An 18025-nucleotide genomic window follows, 5' to 3' on the forward strand; every position below is an offset into this window, starting at 1 on the left:
ATAGGAAAGATAAAATTATAGCGAAGAGTTAATACAATCTTGATAATTGCTATTATCTCAATTAGTAATTAATCTTGGCAGATTCGCATTTAATATTGAATAATTTTAATTTTATCAATAAAAATTAAATACTTTCAACTTAGTTGCATAAAACAAATGATTGTTGTTTATATTGCTTTTTAATTGAGCTACCCTGAAATTTGAACGTAGAAACATAAAATTGCGCTATTGTCAATTAATATTTGTGTACATTTGGAGGTTGCGAGATTTGATAAATAGGTAAATTGTGAGTTATTTACCTGATTTTACCAAATTTAGTCTCTTTTGCATTCAACTACGAAAGAATATACAAAGTCATCTGCCCCCAGGAATATATTTTTGTCTCAAATTAGCTACTAATCATTTAGCATCCTCCCTAGGGAAGAGAAATGAATGCAATAAATACAGCACTTTCCGGTGTTATGTTGGGATATATATATAGCGTATATAGCGGGCAAGATGCCCGCACTACAAGAGTTTCGGTAATAATCCTTTATTTATAGGTGTTTCAGGAGTTTTCTGCACGACCAAGCTGTGGCTATAACCTTAAGTATTGAAGTAGAGTCAAATTCAAGATTTGCTTGCAAGCTAACCAGATAAAAGCTGGGATAGTTGTCATATATCTTTTAAATAGTCTGGATGGTTCTTGAGTCAGACGATATAACCACTCCCCACCCAAATGACGAATCCAATAGGGCGCTCTTTTCTGACTCTGAGCAAAAACAGGAAATGCTCCCCCTAAACCAATCATTACAGCCTGAATTTTGTCTTTATGTTGATTCATCCACAACTCTTGTTTTGGACATCCTAAAGCCAATAAAACTATGCCTGCACCACTATCGTGAATTGTTTTGATCATAGCTTCATCCTCTGTAGATGTGAGTGGACGAAATGGTAAAGGCTCCATACCAGCAATTTTCAGGTTCGGAAAAAGATCCATTAAGTTCTTTCGCATCTTCTCTAGAGTTACTGTATCAGCACCTAGGAAAAAAAGAGGAATGTCTCTGAGTGGGGCTAATTTGCATAAAGATAACAGAATGTCCAAACCAGCAACGCGGTTTTGAGTACCTGCACCCATTAGTTTTAGCATCCATACCAGTGGCATACCATCGGGAGTAACAATATCTGCATTCTTTAAAACAGAGGAAAATTCAGAATGCCAATAAGATTCTACTAGCATATGAGTATTAGCTACGCAAATAACTTTGCTGACTTTGCTCATAGCCCATTCTAAAATGATGTTTATTTGTACCTCAAAAGGTAACGCAGTCACAGGAGAGCCAATTATATCAATTGTTGGAGTTTCCAGGTTGAGATATGGACTGACATCTTGAATTTGACTTTGTTTGTTTACGGTTAGCATATACTTTTGATATTCTTGTATTCACAAAAATCTGCACAGAATGTTTAAAAAATCAAGGCTAGTAGACAATTATGCGAGTTATTTTCTAGTAATAGTAATTTCGCATTTTATCCTTATGAATCAATAGTAATTGCTCCCAAAATAGGAGTAAAAGAGAAATTTAATTGTTCTAATACCTTGCTTAAAATAGAACATTTTGTTTCACCTATTTTTATGGCTAAAATACTTACATCTGTATGCTTCATCAGGATACTAGTATCTGCAAAACCCAATAGATGTGATGTATCATAGATAATTAAGTCAAAATTTTGCTTAAATTGTTCTGTCAAATCTTGGATCTGAGGTGATGAAAGTAAAATTGTCGGATTTGTGGTGATTTGACCAGTAGTTAAGATAGACAAATTATGCTCTAAAGATAATTTTCCTGTATTTTTTACAGTTCTTTTCTTAGGGTCATAATTTTTTTCTCTGATACCGCTAATGTTTTTATGGATAACATTTTCAAAATTCAAACCTTCAGTAATAATGTTGCTTAATCCTTGTTTATTCGGTAAGTCCAACATTTTATGAATACTAGGATTACGCAGATTTGCATCCACCAGTAACACCCGTTTACCCATAGCTGCTGCTGTCTGAGCTAAGTAAAAAGCAATTGTTGATTTGCCATCTCCAGCATCACCTGAAATAATTGCTAGAGAGCGGATATTATTATCACCATTGAGCAGAGAAATATTTGTGTAAACAGAGCGAAAAGATTCCCAAAAGTGGGAGGTATTATGGTTTTGAAAAGGCTGACCACCTTTAGCAAACTTAATATGAGGAATGTTCCCTAATATTGGTAGTTTAGTTTTGTCTTTAACCTCTTCAATATTATAAAATACGTTATTAAGCTTGTCTATAAATAAGGCAAATCCCGTACTTAATAATGACCCCAAAGCTATTCCTAAAATTAAATTTCGGATGGTACTCGGTGCAAGATTCTCCGGCTGACTAGGAGGAGTAAGTATCTGCCAAGGTATCTGCTTTTGGGCTGAATCTATACGTAATCTTTCCCGTTCAGTTAAAAAGTGATTGAGGTTATCAACAGCAATTTTTAATTGTCGTTCTAAATCATCTTTTTCACGAATAATAGCCGGAAACTGTCTAACCTGCTCTTGTAAAGAACTTTCAACTTGACTAAGAAATTGGATTTGGGTTTTTAATAATTGAATTTGCTTACTTGCATCGAGGAATTTTTGAATTTCTCGCAAACGAGCCGAATTTGGTGGGGCTGAATACAAAGAATTCATAGTTGTATTTGCAAATTTCATTCCCAAAATCTGCAATTTTTCCCTGATAATTAAATCCAATAAATTTTGTTTTTGAATGAGCAGGGTTTGAATATTTGGGCTATTTTCTGTATATTGAGATGATTTTATGGCGATTGTAGCTTCTATATCTTGAAGTTGGCTCAGTAGCTTTTGATAATCTGGAGACTCACTCAAGGCTGAAATAGCCTCTGCTTCATGACTTTTTAATTGCAACTGTTCTTGGAGACTATTATAAAGTGCTTGAGTTCTAGCCAATTGTATTTCATTATCTACCCGTTTTTGGACAATTTGATCAAATTGATTAGCAAGTTGCTGTCCTTGAATCTCAGCATTAATAATACCATATTTTTGACGGAAGTTTTGTAGTTTTAATTGGAGAGTTTCCACATTCCGTAATAGTTGCGGCAATTGCTTTTCCACAAAATTAATTGCTAATTTAGTTTCTGTTTGGCGTTCATCTAAACTATATTTTAAGTATGATTCAGATGCTTGATTTAATACAAACAAAACTTTTTTAGGGTCGGTATCTTGATAACTAACTTCTAAAATTTGAGTATTGGGTAGGAGTTTGATATTAAGTTGAGGTGCGCTGCTACCTGGGTAATACTTTTGCACTTTTTCAGTGAGAGGAGACATCAATTTAGGACTTTGTAAAATCTTCAACTTAGTTTCATCAATTTTATTAGCAGTCTCATCTATTTTTGATCTATCGTCTCGTGCAACTTTATCTTCAGCAGTTATCGGCTCAGTTAAAAGTTCAAATTTACCGACATAAGTGGGAGTGCTAGTCAAAGCCAATCCTGTCGTCGCAGCCGCAATGGTAGTTGTGCCAATTATAATTATCGGTATTCTGCGACGAATAACTGCTAATACTTCACCTAAGTTCAATCCACCTTCATTACCTTCTTCAGATGGATCTGTGTAAATCAAAGGCTTAGATTGACGTTGCTGTGCATTTAGTTGAGCTAAATTTTGCTGAGAATAGCGTTTTTTTATCATATCAAACCTTAGATAATTTCTAATTTAATTTCTAATCAAGTATCTTAATTACTAAGTCATATTTAATTTTTATATATGACTATTAAGTAGGTGGACGTGAAATAATCAAAATGTGTAACAATATGTAAATTTACCTCAATGCGTTATTGTGGTTGAGTCTTAGCCATTTCACAAAACGAAATATATTTTGATTTTCCTCCGCCCACCTACTTAGCTATAATTATTTGTGTAGTCAGACAAGAGGACTCTAGAATATGCAAATGCAGATAATTTTCTTAAGAGTTAAATGGAAATCCTGTATTTCATGAATGTAATTTCATAGAATAACCAGAATACTGGCAAATAATTTGACTTTGATATAGAATCTGTAAAACTTAACTAAGTTCTAATCTACCACTGTTTCATGAGCTAGAGTGGACAAATTGGCAAAATGTCGTTAATCCTTTAATTTGCTAAATATACTATTTATAACTTCGCTGGGAAATAAGTTATATCTTCTTTAAATATTTATAATTTAACCGTGATCATCATAGTTTTGGTTAATAACTATAAAGATTGTATGAAGTTAACATAAAACCGGAAATTAGCTATTGACTTTTGTATTGAACTATCATTTAATTCTTTTAACCCAGTATTTATAAATTCAGACACATCATCTGATTACCAGAATTTTATTCCAAAATATAGAGATTGAATTATCAGATATATCTACTCAAATATGAGAAAGTAGATTTTTGAAATTCATCTGCAAGCCTACAAACTTTCTGCCAATTTGTCTACAATAGACTATGCAAAAATGCTAATTTAAAACATAGTCTAGGGTTAAAAAAGGTAGATGCACAAAATTCTCTTTAAATGAACCAATTAGAAAATATTAGATAAAAGTGTGAACAAAAAAATACAACTCTTGATTGATTTAATCTAATCTTAAATTACGCTGTTTTTACTAAGAATTGTAAGTCAATAAATACACATTTCCTAGTTAAAAAATTAACACCTCAAACAATGTTGAATCAGGAGTTGGACTTTGATGGTCTTTTTGATCTCAGTCCTTCCCGTGCAACCCTCTTATGATCTATTGTTTAGTTAGTGATCAGGAGGCTAAAGTGCAGAAAAGGTGTGATTGAAATCGGAAACGTTCTAAACGTAGAGCTATCAAATGTCCCATACATGACTATGAATCTAGATATCAATTATCTCTTGCACCGGCAGAAATTTGGCAACAAGCAACAGGTGTAATTCATCCCCATCGTAATCCTTCCGTGGGAGAGTTTACCTATAGACAATCTCGAATGCTGGGCGGTAAAAGTGTTAAAGATTTCTGGGTAATGAATTGATAGGAAAATTTTCTTACCTGAGTAAAATCCCTGTTGTTTTTTTGGACGTTCAATTAAATTACCCTAATTTACTTATCTTCCTGAGAATAAATCTAATGCTAAATCAACTTTCCGAACTTGCATATTTTGGTGGAGAGCCAAAATTTAAAGAAAAACTATTTGTAGGTCGTCCAAATATTGGAAATCGAGATATTCTTCTCAACAGGATTAATGATATGTTAGATCGCCGATGGTTATCTAACAATGGGGTATTTGTGCAAGACTTTGAACAGCGGATTGCTGATTATTTAGGAGTTAAGCACTGTATCGCTGTTTGTAACGGTACTATCGCCCTAGAGTTGGTCATTCGTGCCTTAGAGTTAAAGGGAGAGGTAATTATTCCTTCTTTTACCTTTATTGCCACAGCCCATGCTTTACAATGGCAAGAGATTACACCGATTTTTTGTGATGTTGACCCTAAAACCCATACCCTTGATCCGGAGAAAGTAGAGTCTTTAATTACACCGCATACATCAGGGATTATGGGTGTCCATGTTTGGGGACAGCCTTGTGACGTTGAATCTTTGACCGAAATTGCTGACAAGCACCAACTCAAACTAATGTTTGATGCTTCCCATGCTTTTGGCTGTTCTCATCAAGGAAAAATGATTGGTAATTTTGGTAATGCTGAGGTATTTAGCTTTCATGCTACTAAATTTATCAATACCTTTGAAGGAGGTGCAATAGTCACCAATGATGATCAGTTAAATCAAAAATTGCGGTTGATGAAAAACTTTGGTTTTTCTGATTTTGATAAGGTCATTTACTTAGGTACTAATGGTAAAATGTCCGAAGTATCAGCCGCTATGGGGTTGACTTCTTTAGAAAATATGGAAGAGTTTATTGAGGTCAATCGCCGTAATTATCATTATTATCAAGAGGGTTTAGCTAACATTCCAGAAATATCATTATTTCCAGTCAATGAATCTGAGAAGCATAACTATCAATATATTATCTTGGATATAGATGAGGAGAAGACTCAGGTTAGTCGAGACTTATTAATTAAGATTCTTCATGCTGAGAATGTGATTGCTAGGAGATATTTTTATCCTGGTTGTCATCGCATGGAACCATATCGCTCTTATTTTCCTCATGCGGGTTTGCTGCTACCTGAGACAGAGAAATTAGCGCAAAGGGTTCTGATTTTGCCGACAGGAACAGCGATTTCAGAAGATGATATTAGTAAAATATGTCAAATTATTCAAATTGTAGTTGCAAACGAAATCAAAGAGACAAATAGAGATTCTGAATAATTATGAAACTGGCAATAATGCAACCATACCTTTTTCCGTACTTTGGATATTTTCAACTTATAAACACAGTAGACAAGTTTATCATCTATGATGATGTACAGTATATAAAAGGTGGGTGGATAAATAGAAACAGAATTCTCTTAAATACGCAAGCCCATCTATTTACATTTAGCATCAAGAACGACTCTACTTTTTTGAACATCAATCAGAGATATTTTACAAATAAGTTGGATAAGGAGAAAGAAAAACTCTTCAAAATAGTTGACTCTGCTTACTCAAAAGCTCCCTTTTACTCAAATACCAAAAAATTATTAGAGTGTATACTATTGACTGACGAACTGAATATATCAGATATGATCACACAAAGCTTAATACTGATTTGCAATTATTTAGATATAGGGACACAATTTTATATTTCTTCAGAAATTGATAAAGATAATACATTGAAAGGAGAAGAACGAGTTATTGCTATAAATAAATGCTTGGACTCGAAACATTACATAAATTCAATTGGAGGAGAGACATTATACTCAAAAGATGTATTTAAAGAAAATGGTATAACATTATCTTTTATCAAACCCAAATTAGTAGAATACAAACAATTTGAAAATCAGTTTGTTCCTTGGCTTTCAATTATTGATGTTTTAATGTTTAATTCAGTTGAAAAAACAAGAGAAATGCTACAGGAGTATGAATTAATATGAATGCAATAGGTGGATATTTTGGCTTGGAACTTGATAAGAAAAATGAATATCATTCTGAAGCTATCCGTTTAAATACTGGAAGAAATGCCTTAGAATATATCTTAATCTCAGGATTTTACAAGAAAATATATTTACCTTATTACACTTGCGAGGCTCTAGTAGAGCCGGTAAGAAAATTAGGTTTATTACATGAATTCTATTTCATTAATGAAAAATTTGAACCCATATTTGACTTTTCATTAATTAAAGAAGACGAATGTTTTTTATATACTAACTACTTTGGGCTTAAAGATGACTTTATCTATACGTTAAAAATGAGGTGTGCTAATTTAATCATAGATAATGCCCAAGCCTTTTATGCAGAACCTTTAGAAGATACTGATACATTTTATTCACCTCGAAAGTTTTTTGGTGTTGCTGATGGAGCATATTTATACACTACTAAGATTATTCAAAGAGAATTGGAACAAGATATTTCTTATGAAAGGTTTGCACACCTACTTCGTAGGATTGATATGAATGCGGAAAATGGTTATTCATTCTTTATAAACAATGATAAATCATTGTCTAATATGCCTATTTTGAGGATGTCAAAGTTGACTCAAAGAATGCTGAGTTCAATAGACTATCAAGATGTTGCTGCTTGTAGGAGAGACAATTATAATTATTTATATATTGCTCTAAAAGATTTAAATAAAATAGATTTTAAACTCAATTTGGATCAAGTTCCTATGGTTTATCCATTTTATACAGATGATTTAACTATTAGGAGAATCTTGATTGAAAATAGAGTATATACAGCACAATATTGGTCTAATGTTTTGGATTGGGTTGATGAAGATAATATTGAATATAAATTTACTACTAATATAATTCATCTACCAATAGATCAAAGATATGCTGAAGATGATTTAAGCAAAATAGTAACGATTATATTTGAACAATATTAAAGGTAGAATTGAATGAACATTCACGGTGAAAAGGTTATATTAATAGCTATAGAAGCAGAAGACTTAAAACAACTTCAAGTATGGGCAAATGATCCAGAAATTCAATATATGCTTGGAGGTTGGCATTTTCCAACTAGTATGAATGATCAACAAACTTGGTATAAATCTCTTTCATGTAATTCTAACAATCAAAGATTTATCATTCTCAATGAAAATAATGTTCCAATTGGAATGGCAAATCTTATTAATATCAATTATAAGGATGGTAATGCTGAACATGGTTTATTATTGGATAAAAACTATCGGGGTAAAGGATACGGTTATAATGTAGTTGTGGCTATAATGAATTATGCCTTTAATGAATTAAGATTAAATAGATTAGAAACAACTATTATTGCCAATAATCAGCCATCTTTGAATCTATTCATGAATAAATGTAGATGGAAAAAAGAAGGTGTTTTAAGAAATTGGTACTTTAGGAATGGTGAATTTGTTGATAAAATATTTTTAGGTATTTTAAGAGAGGAATTCATGGACATATATGGAGCAAATAATCATGAACAGCCATAAAAATAGTTTACTAGAATACGGATTTACTATCATAGATTCTGTCTTCGATGATAAGTTTGTTGATAAAATTAATCTCTCTCTTGCAAGAAGTTATGATTTGTGTAGAAAGATTCAGATTAAAAATGGCATAGATGCTGTTACAGATGGAACAGTTCATCATTTAATTGCATCTCATGACATGGTTTATATAAAAGTGATTGATAAAATATGCCAATCAGAAATATTTAATTTTATTAAAGATTATTTCAATGGCAATTTTATTCTTAATAGCTATGGAGGTGTTATAAATCTACCTGAAAAGCCGTCTTATGTAGCAAATATTCATAGAGATGTCCGATTTTTTTCAGGTGAATTTCCATTGATGCTTAATTTGTTAATCATGCTGGATGATTTTACTTTGGAGAACGGAGCTACTTATCTGTTAGCTGGATCTCATAAGCAGGACAAAAAACCAACTGAAAAAGAATTTTATGATATATCGGATAGAGCTTTAGGGAAAAAAGGAGATATTTTATTTTTTAATTCAAATTTATGGCACGCAGCAGGAATTAACAAAACTGATCAGGCAAGAAGAGCAATAACTATAACTTTGACAAAACCATTTATGAAACAACAGTTAGATTACCCAAGAGCTGTAGGGTATGATAAATTAGAAAAAATGAGTTCTCGGTTACAACAATTAATAGGTTTCTTTTCTCGAACTCCATCAACACTTGATGAGTGGTATCAAAAACCGGAAAATCGTTTTTATCGTCCAGGACAAGATTAATAATCACCGGAGTTTAAAACTATGATTACAAACAGAGATTACAACCAAGAATGGAAAGACACATCTAATCACAAATATATTTATGATTTCGATTTAGATGTAATTCATCCTTTCATGATTAAGTCATTTACTCCATTTTTTCGTTTAGGCAATATAATGGAATTAGGAAGTTTTAAAGGAGATTTTAGAAGGAGATTGTTAACTCTTTTTAAAGATATTACCTGTGTTGAAGCCTCAAATGAAGCTATTGATATTGTAATTCACCGCTCTGGAATATTTTTTAAAGCACTTGCCAATTTTTAATGGGATAGATTATTAAGTACAGATATAATTTCCCCAGAATATTTGGAAGGGTGTTATCAACTGGGACAACAATATCCTGATTTATGCTCAAGTATTTTTCTAATGTGTGAAAAGGGTAAATAAGATGGACGTTCCTTTACTATCAGTTTGTTCGACAACATACAATCATGTGAATTTCATAAAACAAGCAATTGATGGGTTTCTTGTGCAAAAAGTTGATTTTGCATGGGAGATAATTATCGCAGATGATTTTTCAACAGATGGCACAAGAGAAATTTTATTAGAGTACAAGAATAAATACCCTGACTTGATAAAACTAATTTTACAAGAAAAAAATGTAGGAGCAGCACAAAATTGTATTGACTTAATTACCACTCCCAAATCTAAGTATATTGCCCTCTGTGACGGTGATGACTATTGGACAGATCCTCTTAAACTGCAAAAACAAGTTGATTTTTTGGAAGCCAACCCTGACTTTGCCATTTGCTTTCATAACGCCGCAGTTATTAATGAGGATTATCCCGAAAAAAATCGACTAAATAGTGATGATTTAACCCCAGAAGTTAGCACTTTGGATAACCTCCTTGAAGGAAGCAACTATATTGCAACTGCTTCAGTTGTAATCAAGACAAATTTGATTCAAAATCTGCCTGATTGGTTTGCTTCTCTTCCTTTTGGAGATTATGGACTATACCTAATCGCAGCACAGCACGGAAAGATAAGATATCTCAATGAGGTAATGAGTGTTTATCGAATTCATAAAGGAGGTGTATACGGGAACTTAGGCAACGCGCCCAAGGGTGTGACACGAATCTATCAGCAGAACTATGAGTTTTGGAAAATAATTAATAAATCTGCCACTATAAGTCAATCAAGGCTAAGACGAGCTACTTTAAAATCAATTAAGAATGTTGTTTATAGTGCAGCCAACTCAAAACAAATAAGAATCTTCTTAATATATCACTATCTTTTGTTAATTCACAGCCATGGTGAAGATTATAGGCAAGTACCTAAAAAAATTCTTAGGCTTTGCCGTTCTGCTATCAGAGAATTGCGCGACCATTTGGTACACATATAAAAACAAGATCCTTTAGTCTGTACACGTACATAATTAAGTAGAGAGGCATATCTTTGGGTAAGTCTCCCCAATTACATCCGGTTCTGAGTTGATAGAAAATACCATCTAAGATTTTAAGATTTCTCGTTTAGTCCATGTCTGCGGACGAGTCAGCTTTTTCTTTGGCAATAGCGGTTCTATGATTAACCACTCTTCATCCGTCAAGCTACTTGAGCATATTTACCTCACCTTTTAGTTTGATTTCTCTACATCGTAAAAGATACAAAATAAGTCCTATAAATCATAAAAAAAGATTCTTAAATTTTTTGAATAACCTAATTTTAGATGTCTCTCTTTATAAATCCAATTCATCAGGGATTAAGCACTAATGACTCATTTTCTCCCTAAGCTGTTATATATTACAAAAGGCAATCATAAATCGCTTGTAGCGATGCTTTTTCTATTCATCCTTGTTTCTAGCTTAGAAGTTTTTGGAACTGGCATGATTGCTCCATTCATTAGCATCGCTGTCAGTCCAGATGCAATCAAAAGTATTTACTGGTTAGATTTAATTTACAAACAATTGTATTTTAACTCAGAACAGCAATTTTTGATTTTTCTAGGATTAGTAGTTATTATTGCTTTTTATCTAAAAGCATTCTTGGCTTTTAATGCTCAAAAAGCAGTGTTCAAATTTAGCTCTAGTTTAAAAAGAGAACTGTCTTGTAAGCTTCTAAAAGCATATATCGAAGCTCCTTATGGCTACCACCTACGGATTAATTCAGCAACACTTATTCAGAATATCACTAACACAATAGATGCAGTTTCTATTGGTGTAGTATCTACATCTTTGACATTTATCTCTAATACTGTAATCGTCCTGGCATTAATGCTGCTTTTAATCAAAACTAATGCGATCGCCTTAGTTCTTATTGCGGTGCTGCTACTTATTTCTTTTGGATTGTTGCATCCAATGAAAGACCGTTTAGCTCGTTGGAGTAAAGAGGGGTTTCATGCTTATGGGGAGATGATTCGGATTACAAATCATGGATTAGGGGGATTGAAAGAAACTCGTATTATTGGTTGCGAATCCTATTTTGAGGATCAGATGGAGGAGCAATCAAAAATTTATGCCAAAAGTAACACTTTAGCTTCAGCCTATGGTAATCTTCCCCGCTTTGTACTTGAGCCGTTAATGATGAGTTTCTTAATAGGCTTTACATTTTTATTTATCACCTTAAATCAAGATAAAACGCAAAATCTGACTGGGGTTTTAGGAATTTTTGCGCTCGCTTCAGTTCGTCTGCTACCAGCAGTTGGAAATTTAATCTCTGGCATTAATGTAATTAGAAGTAGCAGTTATTCTCTAGATAGACTATTTTTCGATTTTAAAGAATTAGAAAAAGAAAAGCTGATAACTAACTTTGATTCTGCTAGAGTTTCTAACAAATTATTGCCAAAAGGGCAGCAAACATTTCGGTTTGCTGATAAAGTTATTTTAGATAAGCTCACTTTTCACTATCCAAACACTACAAGAAATGTACTAGAAGATATTTCCCTATCTATTCGCAAGGGAGAGTCTATTGGACTAATTGGTAAGTCTGGTGCTGGTAAAACCACTTTGGTTGATGTTATTCTCGGTCTTTTTATCCCTCAATTTGGAGATATCAAAGTTGACGGAGTTTCAGTTTATAGCGATTTGCGCTCCTGGCAGAATATGCTTGGCTATGTTCCCCAATCTATATTTTTGATTGACGATACCCTTGAACGAAATATTGCTTATGGAGTTGCTGATCATTTAATTGACCAAAATAAATTAAAGAAAGCGATTGCAATGGCTCAACTTGGCGAAGTAGTCGAGCAACTTCCAGATGGAGTGAAAACTATTATTGGTGAACGGGGAGTTCTTTTATCAGGAGGACAACGCCAAAGAGTTGGGATTGCGAGGGTGCTTTATCACGAAAGAGAAATACTGGTTTTTGATGAAGCCACCGCCGCTTTAGATACTGAAACAGAACATCTGATTACTGAAGCAACAAAAGCTTTAGCTGGTAGTAAGACAATCATTATTATTGCTCACCGTCTTTCCACAATTGAGCATTGCGATTGTATTTATCAACTTGAACAGGGTCGAATTCTCAAATCAGGCAGTTACCAGGAAGTGATTGTAGGCAGATAAGAAATTATGTCATTTTTCATCCGATTTAAAAATTATCTCCGTGCTTCACTGACTCCTGACTAGTGGAAGAAAGCAAAAAAGGTTCTAAATTTTAGATTCTTTATAATCTTAATTCAAAAAGGATTGAACAATCAATGAAAATGGCTTACGTTACTAATTTTGATGCAAAAACTTTAAGCAATAAGTGGGCTGGGATAGGCTATTATATTGGTCAGTCACTTCAAAAGCAATCTATACCTCTTGATTATATTGGACCATTAGAGGATAAATTAACCCTACAATTTGTGAATAAATTTAAAAGTCGTTACTACAAATGTTTTGGAAAAAACTATATAAAATATATCGAGCCATTAATTTTAAATAATTATGCAAGGCAAATTTCTAAAAATCTCAACAGCATCAAAGCTGATGTTGTATTCAGTGCAGGAAGTGATTCAATTGCCTATCTAGAATGTAATCAACCGATTGTTTTCTGGGCAGATGCAACCTTTGCAAATTTAATAGATTTTTACCCTGTATATAGTAATCTCTGTAAAGAATCTCTCCATAATGCCCATTTAATTCAGAGTATTAGTCTCAAGAAATCTCAGTTAGCAATTTACTCCTCTGAATGGGCAGCCCAAACGGCTATTAACTATTACAATGCCGATCCTGAAAAGGTGAAAGTTGTACCTTTTGGAGCTAATATTGAAAGTGATCACAATATTGACGACATTAAAGCTGCAATTGAATCTAGACCAATTGATAAATGCAAACTCTTATTTTTAGGAGTTGACTGGTTTCGTAAGGGTGGTGATGTTGCCCTAGAGGTGGCTAAAAAACTGAATAATTCAGGTTTAAAAACTGAATTAACAATAGTTGGCTGTCAACCGACTGAAGACGAACCCCTACCTGATTTCGTCAAAGTTCTGGGTTTTATTTCAAAATCTACTCTTGAGGGTAAAAAGAAAATATATCAACTTATTGCCGATTCTCATTTCTTAATTCTACCTTCAATAGCGGACTGTACCCCTATTGTTTTCGCTGAGGCAAATTCCCTAGGAGTTCCTTGTATCTCTAGAAGAGTTGGTGGAATTCCGACAATTATCAAAGATGATTTGAATGGCAAGCTATTTGATAGGGATAGTGATCCTTTTGAATACTGTGAATACATTTTTAATATCTTTACCAACTATACTCAATACAAAGAATTGGCTCTCTCTGCTTTTAATGAATACGAATCGCGCCTGAACTGGAGAGTAGCTGGTCAGAAAGTTAGAGATTTGCTCATGACAATAGCATAAAAATTGCAAATATTATGAAAAACGCCGAAAAAGTTTTCGTTAGACTCAACGGACGGCTGGGTAATCAGTTGTTTCAACTGGCTTTAGCTTTGAATATTTCGCAGCGATTTAAGGTTAAAGTTTTGCTAGATGATCATTTATCTACACGCAAAGGATTTGCAAGGTTTTTATTTAAGGAGTTGTCTGTATTCAACTATTTTGAATATTGTTCCAAGCTGGATTCATTTACTAATAGGGTTCAGCATAATTCTAATCTCAGAAAGTTTTACAAGCCAAATAATATATTCATAGAAAGTGAGAAAAATAATTATAAATTAGATTTTGCACAACCATATCAATCATACACAGGATTTTTTCAGTCCCCTAGCTTCTTCCCAGAAAAGGATCTAATTCTTAAAGCATTCTCTTTAAGAAGTGAATTTATATGTGAAGCACTTTCAAAACTTTTATACTTGACTGAACAAACAGAATGTCTTGCAGTTAGCGTCAGAAGAGGTGACTTTTTGCAGCATTCTACATTGGGTGTATGTTCAAATGAGTATTATATTAACGCAATTAGTTTTGTTCGAGACAGAAGATCCATTGATTGTATCTTTGTTTTTTCTGATGATATCTCCTACTGTCGTGAACTCCTAGACTACCTTGATTGCCAATTTATTTATGTTGAAGGATTTACACCCGCAAAATCTTTATATCTGATGAGTCAATGTAAGCATTTTGTGATTGCAAATAGCACATTTAGTTGGTGGGGAGCTTGGTTAGGGGAGCATCAAGATAAGCTGGTAGTTCGTCCTGAACCATGGAATGAACAAGAACCTGTTTTATCTGACTTTCTTCCCTCTGAGTGGATTGGATTACCTAAACATCCTATTTCTCAGTATTCCGTAATACCCAAATAACTGTTTTCGTGCTGCTAAAAAACTTTTTGCCCTCTTTTACATAGGTTTTACTTATCACATTACAAGTGAAAAAATTAATGAAATCATCCATATCTGTATGTATTCCAACATATCAAAGACCTCAGCTTCTCCAAGAAGCTTTGTATTCAGTATTTGAACAAACTCTCCAACCAATCGAAATCGTCATAGGTGATGACTCTCATGATAACCTAACTGAAAACCTAGTTTTAGATATTAAGCAGGAATGCAAAATTCCTATTTCTTATACTAGGCATTCTCCTTCTCTAGGTCAGGCAGGAAATATCAACTTTATATATGAGATAGCAAAAGGAGATAAAATAGTTCTTCTTCATGATGATGACTTATTGCTCCCTAATGCCCTAGAAGACTTAAATAGTTGCTGGGATATTCATCCCAATTTAGTCACAGCCTATGGCAAGCAGTATTTTATGTCAGAGGAAGGTACTATTGACCAGAATCTTAGCTCTAAACTTAATCAATTCTACTTCCGTACTACCGACAGGTCTGGATTACAAAAATCGTCTATAGAGGCTGCCTTACTGCACCAGTTCCCCAACGATTGCTTTATGATTCTGGCATCTGCCGCTAAGGCTATAAAATGGCGTTCTTATGAAGAAGTAGGAAATGGGGGAGAATTTGATTTTAGTTTACGATTGGGCTTTGAATACTCGAATTTCTTCTTCTTGGACAAATATACTGCTAAGTATCGAAGGACTAAAAATTCAATGTCTAGCAATATCAATGATGATTCCACTGCACAATCTTTCCATATAATTCTCAAGACTGATTTTCCAGAGGAACTATCTTCTGCTAAAAATTATGAGATGAAGAGAGAAGCTTCACCTGCAATTATTCAGTTAATTAATACGGGGAAGAAAAAGCAAGCTATAGATATTTATTTTAGTCAATACTATCCGTTATCTAAAAGATTTAGCTTGGGTGGCATTCGTAGGTTCATGAAATTATTTTTACCGCCAGCAATTGCTAAATTGATTTAGCAACCTATTAGCAAATTAATAATATGCCGTATCAACTATTTGTTAGTATCATCATCAACAACTACAATTACGATCGCTTTCTGCCAGAAGCCATTAATAGTGCCATTAACCAAACCTATCCTCATACTGAAATTATTGTTGTTGATGATGGTTCAACCGACAATTCCCGTGATATTATTGATGGATATGGCGATAGCGAAGCGCTCCGTAGGAATCGCATCATTCCCATCTTCCAACCCAATGGCAAACAAGCCGCGGCTTTTAATAGTGGATTTGCCAAAAGTAAGGGCGATATCATTATTTTTCTGGATGCGGACGATTATTTATTCCCTTATGCAGTTGAAGAAATCGTTGCAGTCTGGAAACCAGAACTTTCTAAAGTCCACTATCGCCTAACGGTTGTTGATAAAATGGGAAAATCCCTTGGTTACTCTTCTCCCCAAGGATCTGCCCCTCTTTCCAATGGAGAGGTGTCAAAAATCCTCTTAGATCAAGGTGGATATGTCAGCACTCCCACTAGTGGTAATGCCCTAAGTCGGCAGGTTCTGGAAAAGCTTTTTCCCATTCCTGATGAATATAAACTCACCGCAGATGACTATTTATCTTTTCAAGTTCCTTTTTATGGTGATGTTGCTGCCATAGAAAAACCACTGGGTGCTTACAGAATTCATGATACAAATCAGTGGGCATTGGCAACAGTAACGGCTGCTCGATTTCAACGCTTTGTGCGCCATGATTTACAGAACTTTGCTTTGTTAACCCAGAAAGCCAAAGCATTGGGCTATGAAGTTCCTACTGATTTAGAACAACGCTCACTCGGACGTTTATGGTCGCGGATTATTTCTTTACGCCTAGATCCTTACAAGCATCCAGTTCCCAGCGATCGCCCACTCAATTTAATTTACTCCGGAATTCGTTGTCTCTGGAAATACTCAAACTTTAATTGGCAAAAGCGACTTTTCTACAGCCTCTGGTTTATCTGGGTGGGATTGATGCCATTACCTCTAGCTGAACCGGCAATTACATGGTTGTATGCACCACAACACCGACCCAAGTTAGTTGATTGGACTGTGACTAAAATTCGGGCGCTGATTGCCTAACGAACTCACTTCTTGAATACTAAGCAAAATAAATGATAGCTTTCTCGCCCATGTAGTCTGTGTAATTCTACTACAGTAATTAGAAATCGGTAAATTTTGATAAAATAAGGAGAAACTCAATGTTAAGTGTTCATGAATTAAAGCAGTATAAAGAGTTAGGTTATGTAGGACCATTTAATATTTTTGATGCTAAAGAAACTAACCTCATTACCCAAAAACTACGGTTAGAGAAAACAAAACTATCTGTCTTAAAAAAACTCTCTTCCTATTTACCAGGTTTTCTTTGGCGCTATGTTAGTGTCAACTGGGTAAAAGATATGCACGTTCATTGCCCTCTAGTCTACCAACTGTCTATACACCCCATAATTTTAGATAAAGTCATTTCGATAGTAGGAGAGGATGTAGTTTTATGTGGCACCCATAATGATTGAACAAGGACAGGGTATGATCATCAATATATCCTCTTTAGCAGGTTATAATCCAATAGGCTCACAAACAGTTTACGGTAGTTCTAAAGCTGCGGTTAATGCCTTATCTATAGCCCTACTTGACGAGCTATATCCCCACGGAATCCATGTGATGAATATTGCCCAGGAGGGACTGGCTATTGATAGCGTAAATCCCTCACACAAAAATTCCTTTAATAAGTTTGCTCATATCCTTGAAGCTGCAATTAAAAATAATGAATCAGAATTATTTCTTTCACCTTCCAAAAAGTTCCTAATGCGTTTATATAAGTTTATTCCTGAAATTACTACTTTCAAAAAACGTCTGAAATTTTCTCAAAATTTTGCTATACTAAAAAAGTAGTTAATTTTAAAAAGAAAGATAAAGACATAGGCAACGGGGTAC

16 protein-coding genes are annotated in these 18025 nt (G+C 34.0%); 14 read left to right on the forward strand and 2 right to left on the reverse strand.

Going from position 1 to position 18025, the window contains the following annotated elements; genetic code table 11:
* Positions 1 to 577: 577 nt before the first annotated feature.
* The gene (locus BMF77_RS19135; RefSeq protein WP_210422230.1) at positions 578 to 1402 is read right to left on the reverse strand and encodes a WecB/TagA/CpsF family glycosyltransferase; all 825 of its coding nucleotides are present in this window, start codon (positions 1400 to 1402) and stop codon (positions 578 to 580) included.
* Positions 1403 to 1515: 113 nt separating this feature from the next.
* Entirely contained in the window at positions 1516 to 3711 is a 2196-nt protein-coding gene (locus tag BMF77_RS19140; protein WP_148765019.1) for a tyrosine-protein kinase domain-containing protein, read from the reverse strand.
* 1432 nt (positions 3712 to 5143) lie between these two features.
* On the opposite strand from BMF77_RS19140, the gene BMF77_RS19150 reads away from it, so the two are divergent.
* From BMF77_RS19150 to BMF77_RS19220, 14 genes are all read left to right on the forward strand, one after another.
* The gene (locus BMF77_RS19150) at positions 5144 to 6340 is read left to right on the forward strand and encodes a DegT/DnrJ/EryC1/StrS aminotransferase family protein (protein ID WP_148765021.1); all 1197 of its coding nucleotides are present in this window, start codon (positions 5144 to 5146) and stop codon (positions 6338 to 6340) included.
* 2 nt (positions 6341 to 6342) lie between these two features.
* A complete protein-coding gene (locus BMF77_RS19155) occupies positions 6343 to 7044 on the forward strand; it encodes a WbqC family protein (protein ID WP_015080982.1) in 702 nt (233 codons plus the stop codon).
* Positions 7041 to 7994, forward strand: coding sequence for a hypothetical protein (locus BMF77_RS19160; protein ID WP_148765023.1), 954 nt, complete (start codon positions 7041 to 7043; stop codon positions 7992 to 7994). Before BMF77_RS19155 ends, BMF77_RS19160 begins: the two co-directional genes overlap by 4 nt.
* A gap of 12 nt (positions 7995 to 8006) precedes the next feature.
* Positions 8007 to 8564: a GNAT family N-acetyltransferase gene (locus tag BMF77_RS19165; protein WP_015080984.1), complete on the forward strand. Its 558-nt coding sequence runs from the start codon at positions 8007 to 8009 to the stop codon at positions 8562 to 8564.
* On the forward strand, positions 8551 to 9333 hold the full coding sequence (locus tag BMF77_RS19170) for a phytanoyl-CoA dioxygenase family protein (RefSeq protein ID WP_168204464.1): 783 nt from the start codon (positions 8551 to 8553) through the stop codon (positions 9331 to 9333). Before BMF77_RS19165 ends, BMF77_RS19170 begins: the two co-directional genes overlap by 14 nt.
* Before the next feature lie 21 nt (positions 9334 to 9354).
* Positions 9355 to 9636 carry a hypothetical protein gene (locus BMF77_RS19175; RefSeq protein WP_210422231.1) on the forward strand — a complete coding sequence of 94 codons (282 nt, stop codon included), beginning with the start codon at positions 9355 to 9357 and terminating at the stop codon, positions 9634 to 9636.
* A 124-nt stretch (positions 9637 to 9760) separates the two neighbouring features.
* A complete protein-coding gene (locus BMF77_RS19180) occupies positions 9761 to 10714 on the forward strand; it encodes a glycosyltransferase (RefSeq protein WP_148765027.1) in 954 nt (317 codons plus the stop codon).
* Positions 10715 to 11081: 367 nt separating this feature from the next.
* A complete protein-coding gene (locus BMF77_RS19190; RefSeq protein WP_148765029.1) occupies positions 11082 to 12872 on the forward strand; it encodes an ABC transporter ATP-binding protein in 1791 nt (596 codons plus the stop codon).
* A gap of 140 nt (positions 12873 to 13012) precedes the next feature.
* Positions 13013 to 14155, forward strand: a complete 1143-nt coding sequence (locus BMF77_RS19195; protein WP_246862966.1) for a glycosyltransferase family 4 protein — start codon at positions 13013 to 13015, stop codon at positions 14153 to 14155.
* A gap of 68 nt (positions 14156 to 14223) precedes the next feature.
* A complete protein-coding gene (locus BMF77_RS19200; RefSeq protein WP_246862967.1) occupies positions 14224 to 15054 on the forward strand; it encodes an alpha-1,2-fucosyltransferase in 831 nt (276 codons plus the stop codon).
* Positions 15055 to 15131: 77 nt separating this feature from the next.
* The gene (locus tag BMF77_RS19205; RefSeq protein WP_148765032.1) at positions 15132 to 16073 is read left to right on the forward strand and encodes a glycosyltransferase family 2 protein; all 942 of its coding nucleotides are present in this window, start codon (positions 15132 to 15134) and stop codon (positions 16071 to 16073) included.
* Between the two features lie 23 nt (positions 16074 to 16096).
* Positions 16097 to 17173, forward strand: a complete 1077-nt coding sequence (locus tag BMF77_RS19210) for a glycosyltransferase (RefSeq protein WP_148765033.1) — start codon at positions 16097 to 16099, stop codon at positions 17171 to 17173.
* 119 nt (positions 17174 to 17292) lie between these two features.
* The gene (locus BMF77_RS19215; protein WP_148765035.1) at positions 17293 to 17604 is read left to right on the forward strand and encodes a hypothetical protein; all 312 of its coding nucleotides are present in this window, start codon (positions 17293 to 17295) and stop codon (positions 17602 to 17604) included.
* A complete protein-coding gene (locus BMF77_RS19220; RefSeq protein WP_148765037.1) occupies positions 17597 to 17983 on the forward strand; it encodes an SDR family oxidoreductase in 387 nt (128 codons plus the stop codon). The genes BMF77_RS19215 and BMF77_RS19220 overlap by 8 nt, the downstream gene beginning before the upstream one ends.
* The last annotated feature ends 42 nt before the right edge of the window (positions 17984 to 18025 follow it).

Origin of the sequence: Dolichospermum sp. UHCC 0315A (genome assembly GCF_008121535.1) — a bacterium.
GTDB classification, from domain to species: Bacteria; Cyanobacteriota; Cyanobacteriia; order Cyanobacteriales; family Nostocaceae; genus Dolichospermum; species Dolichospermum lemmermannii.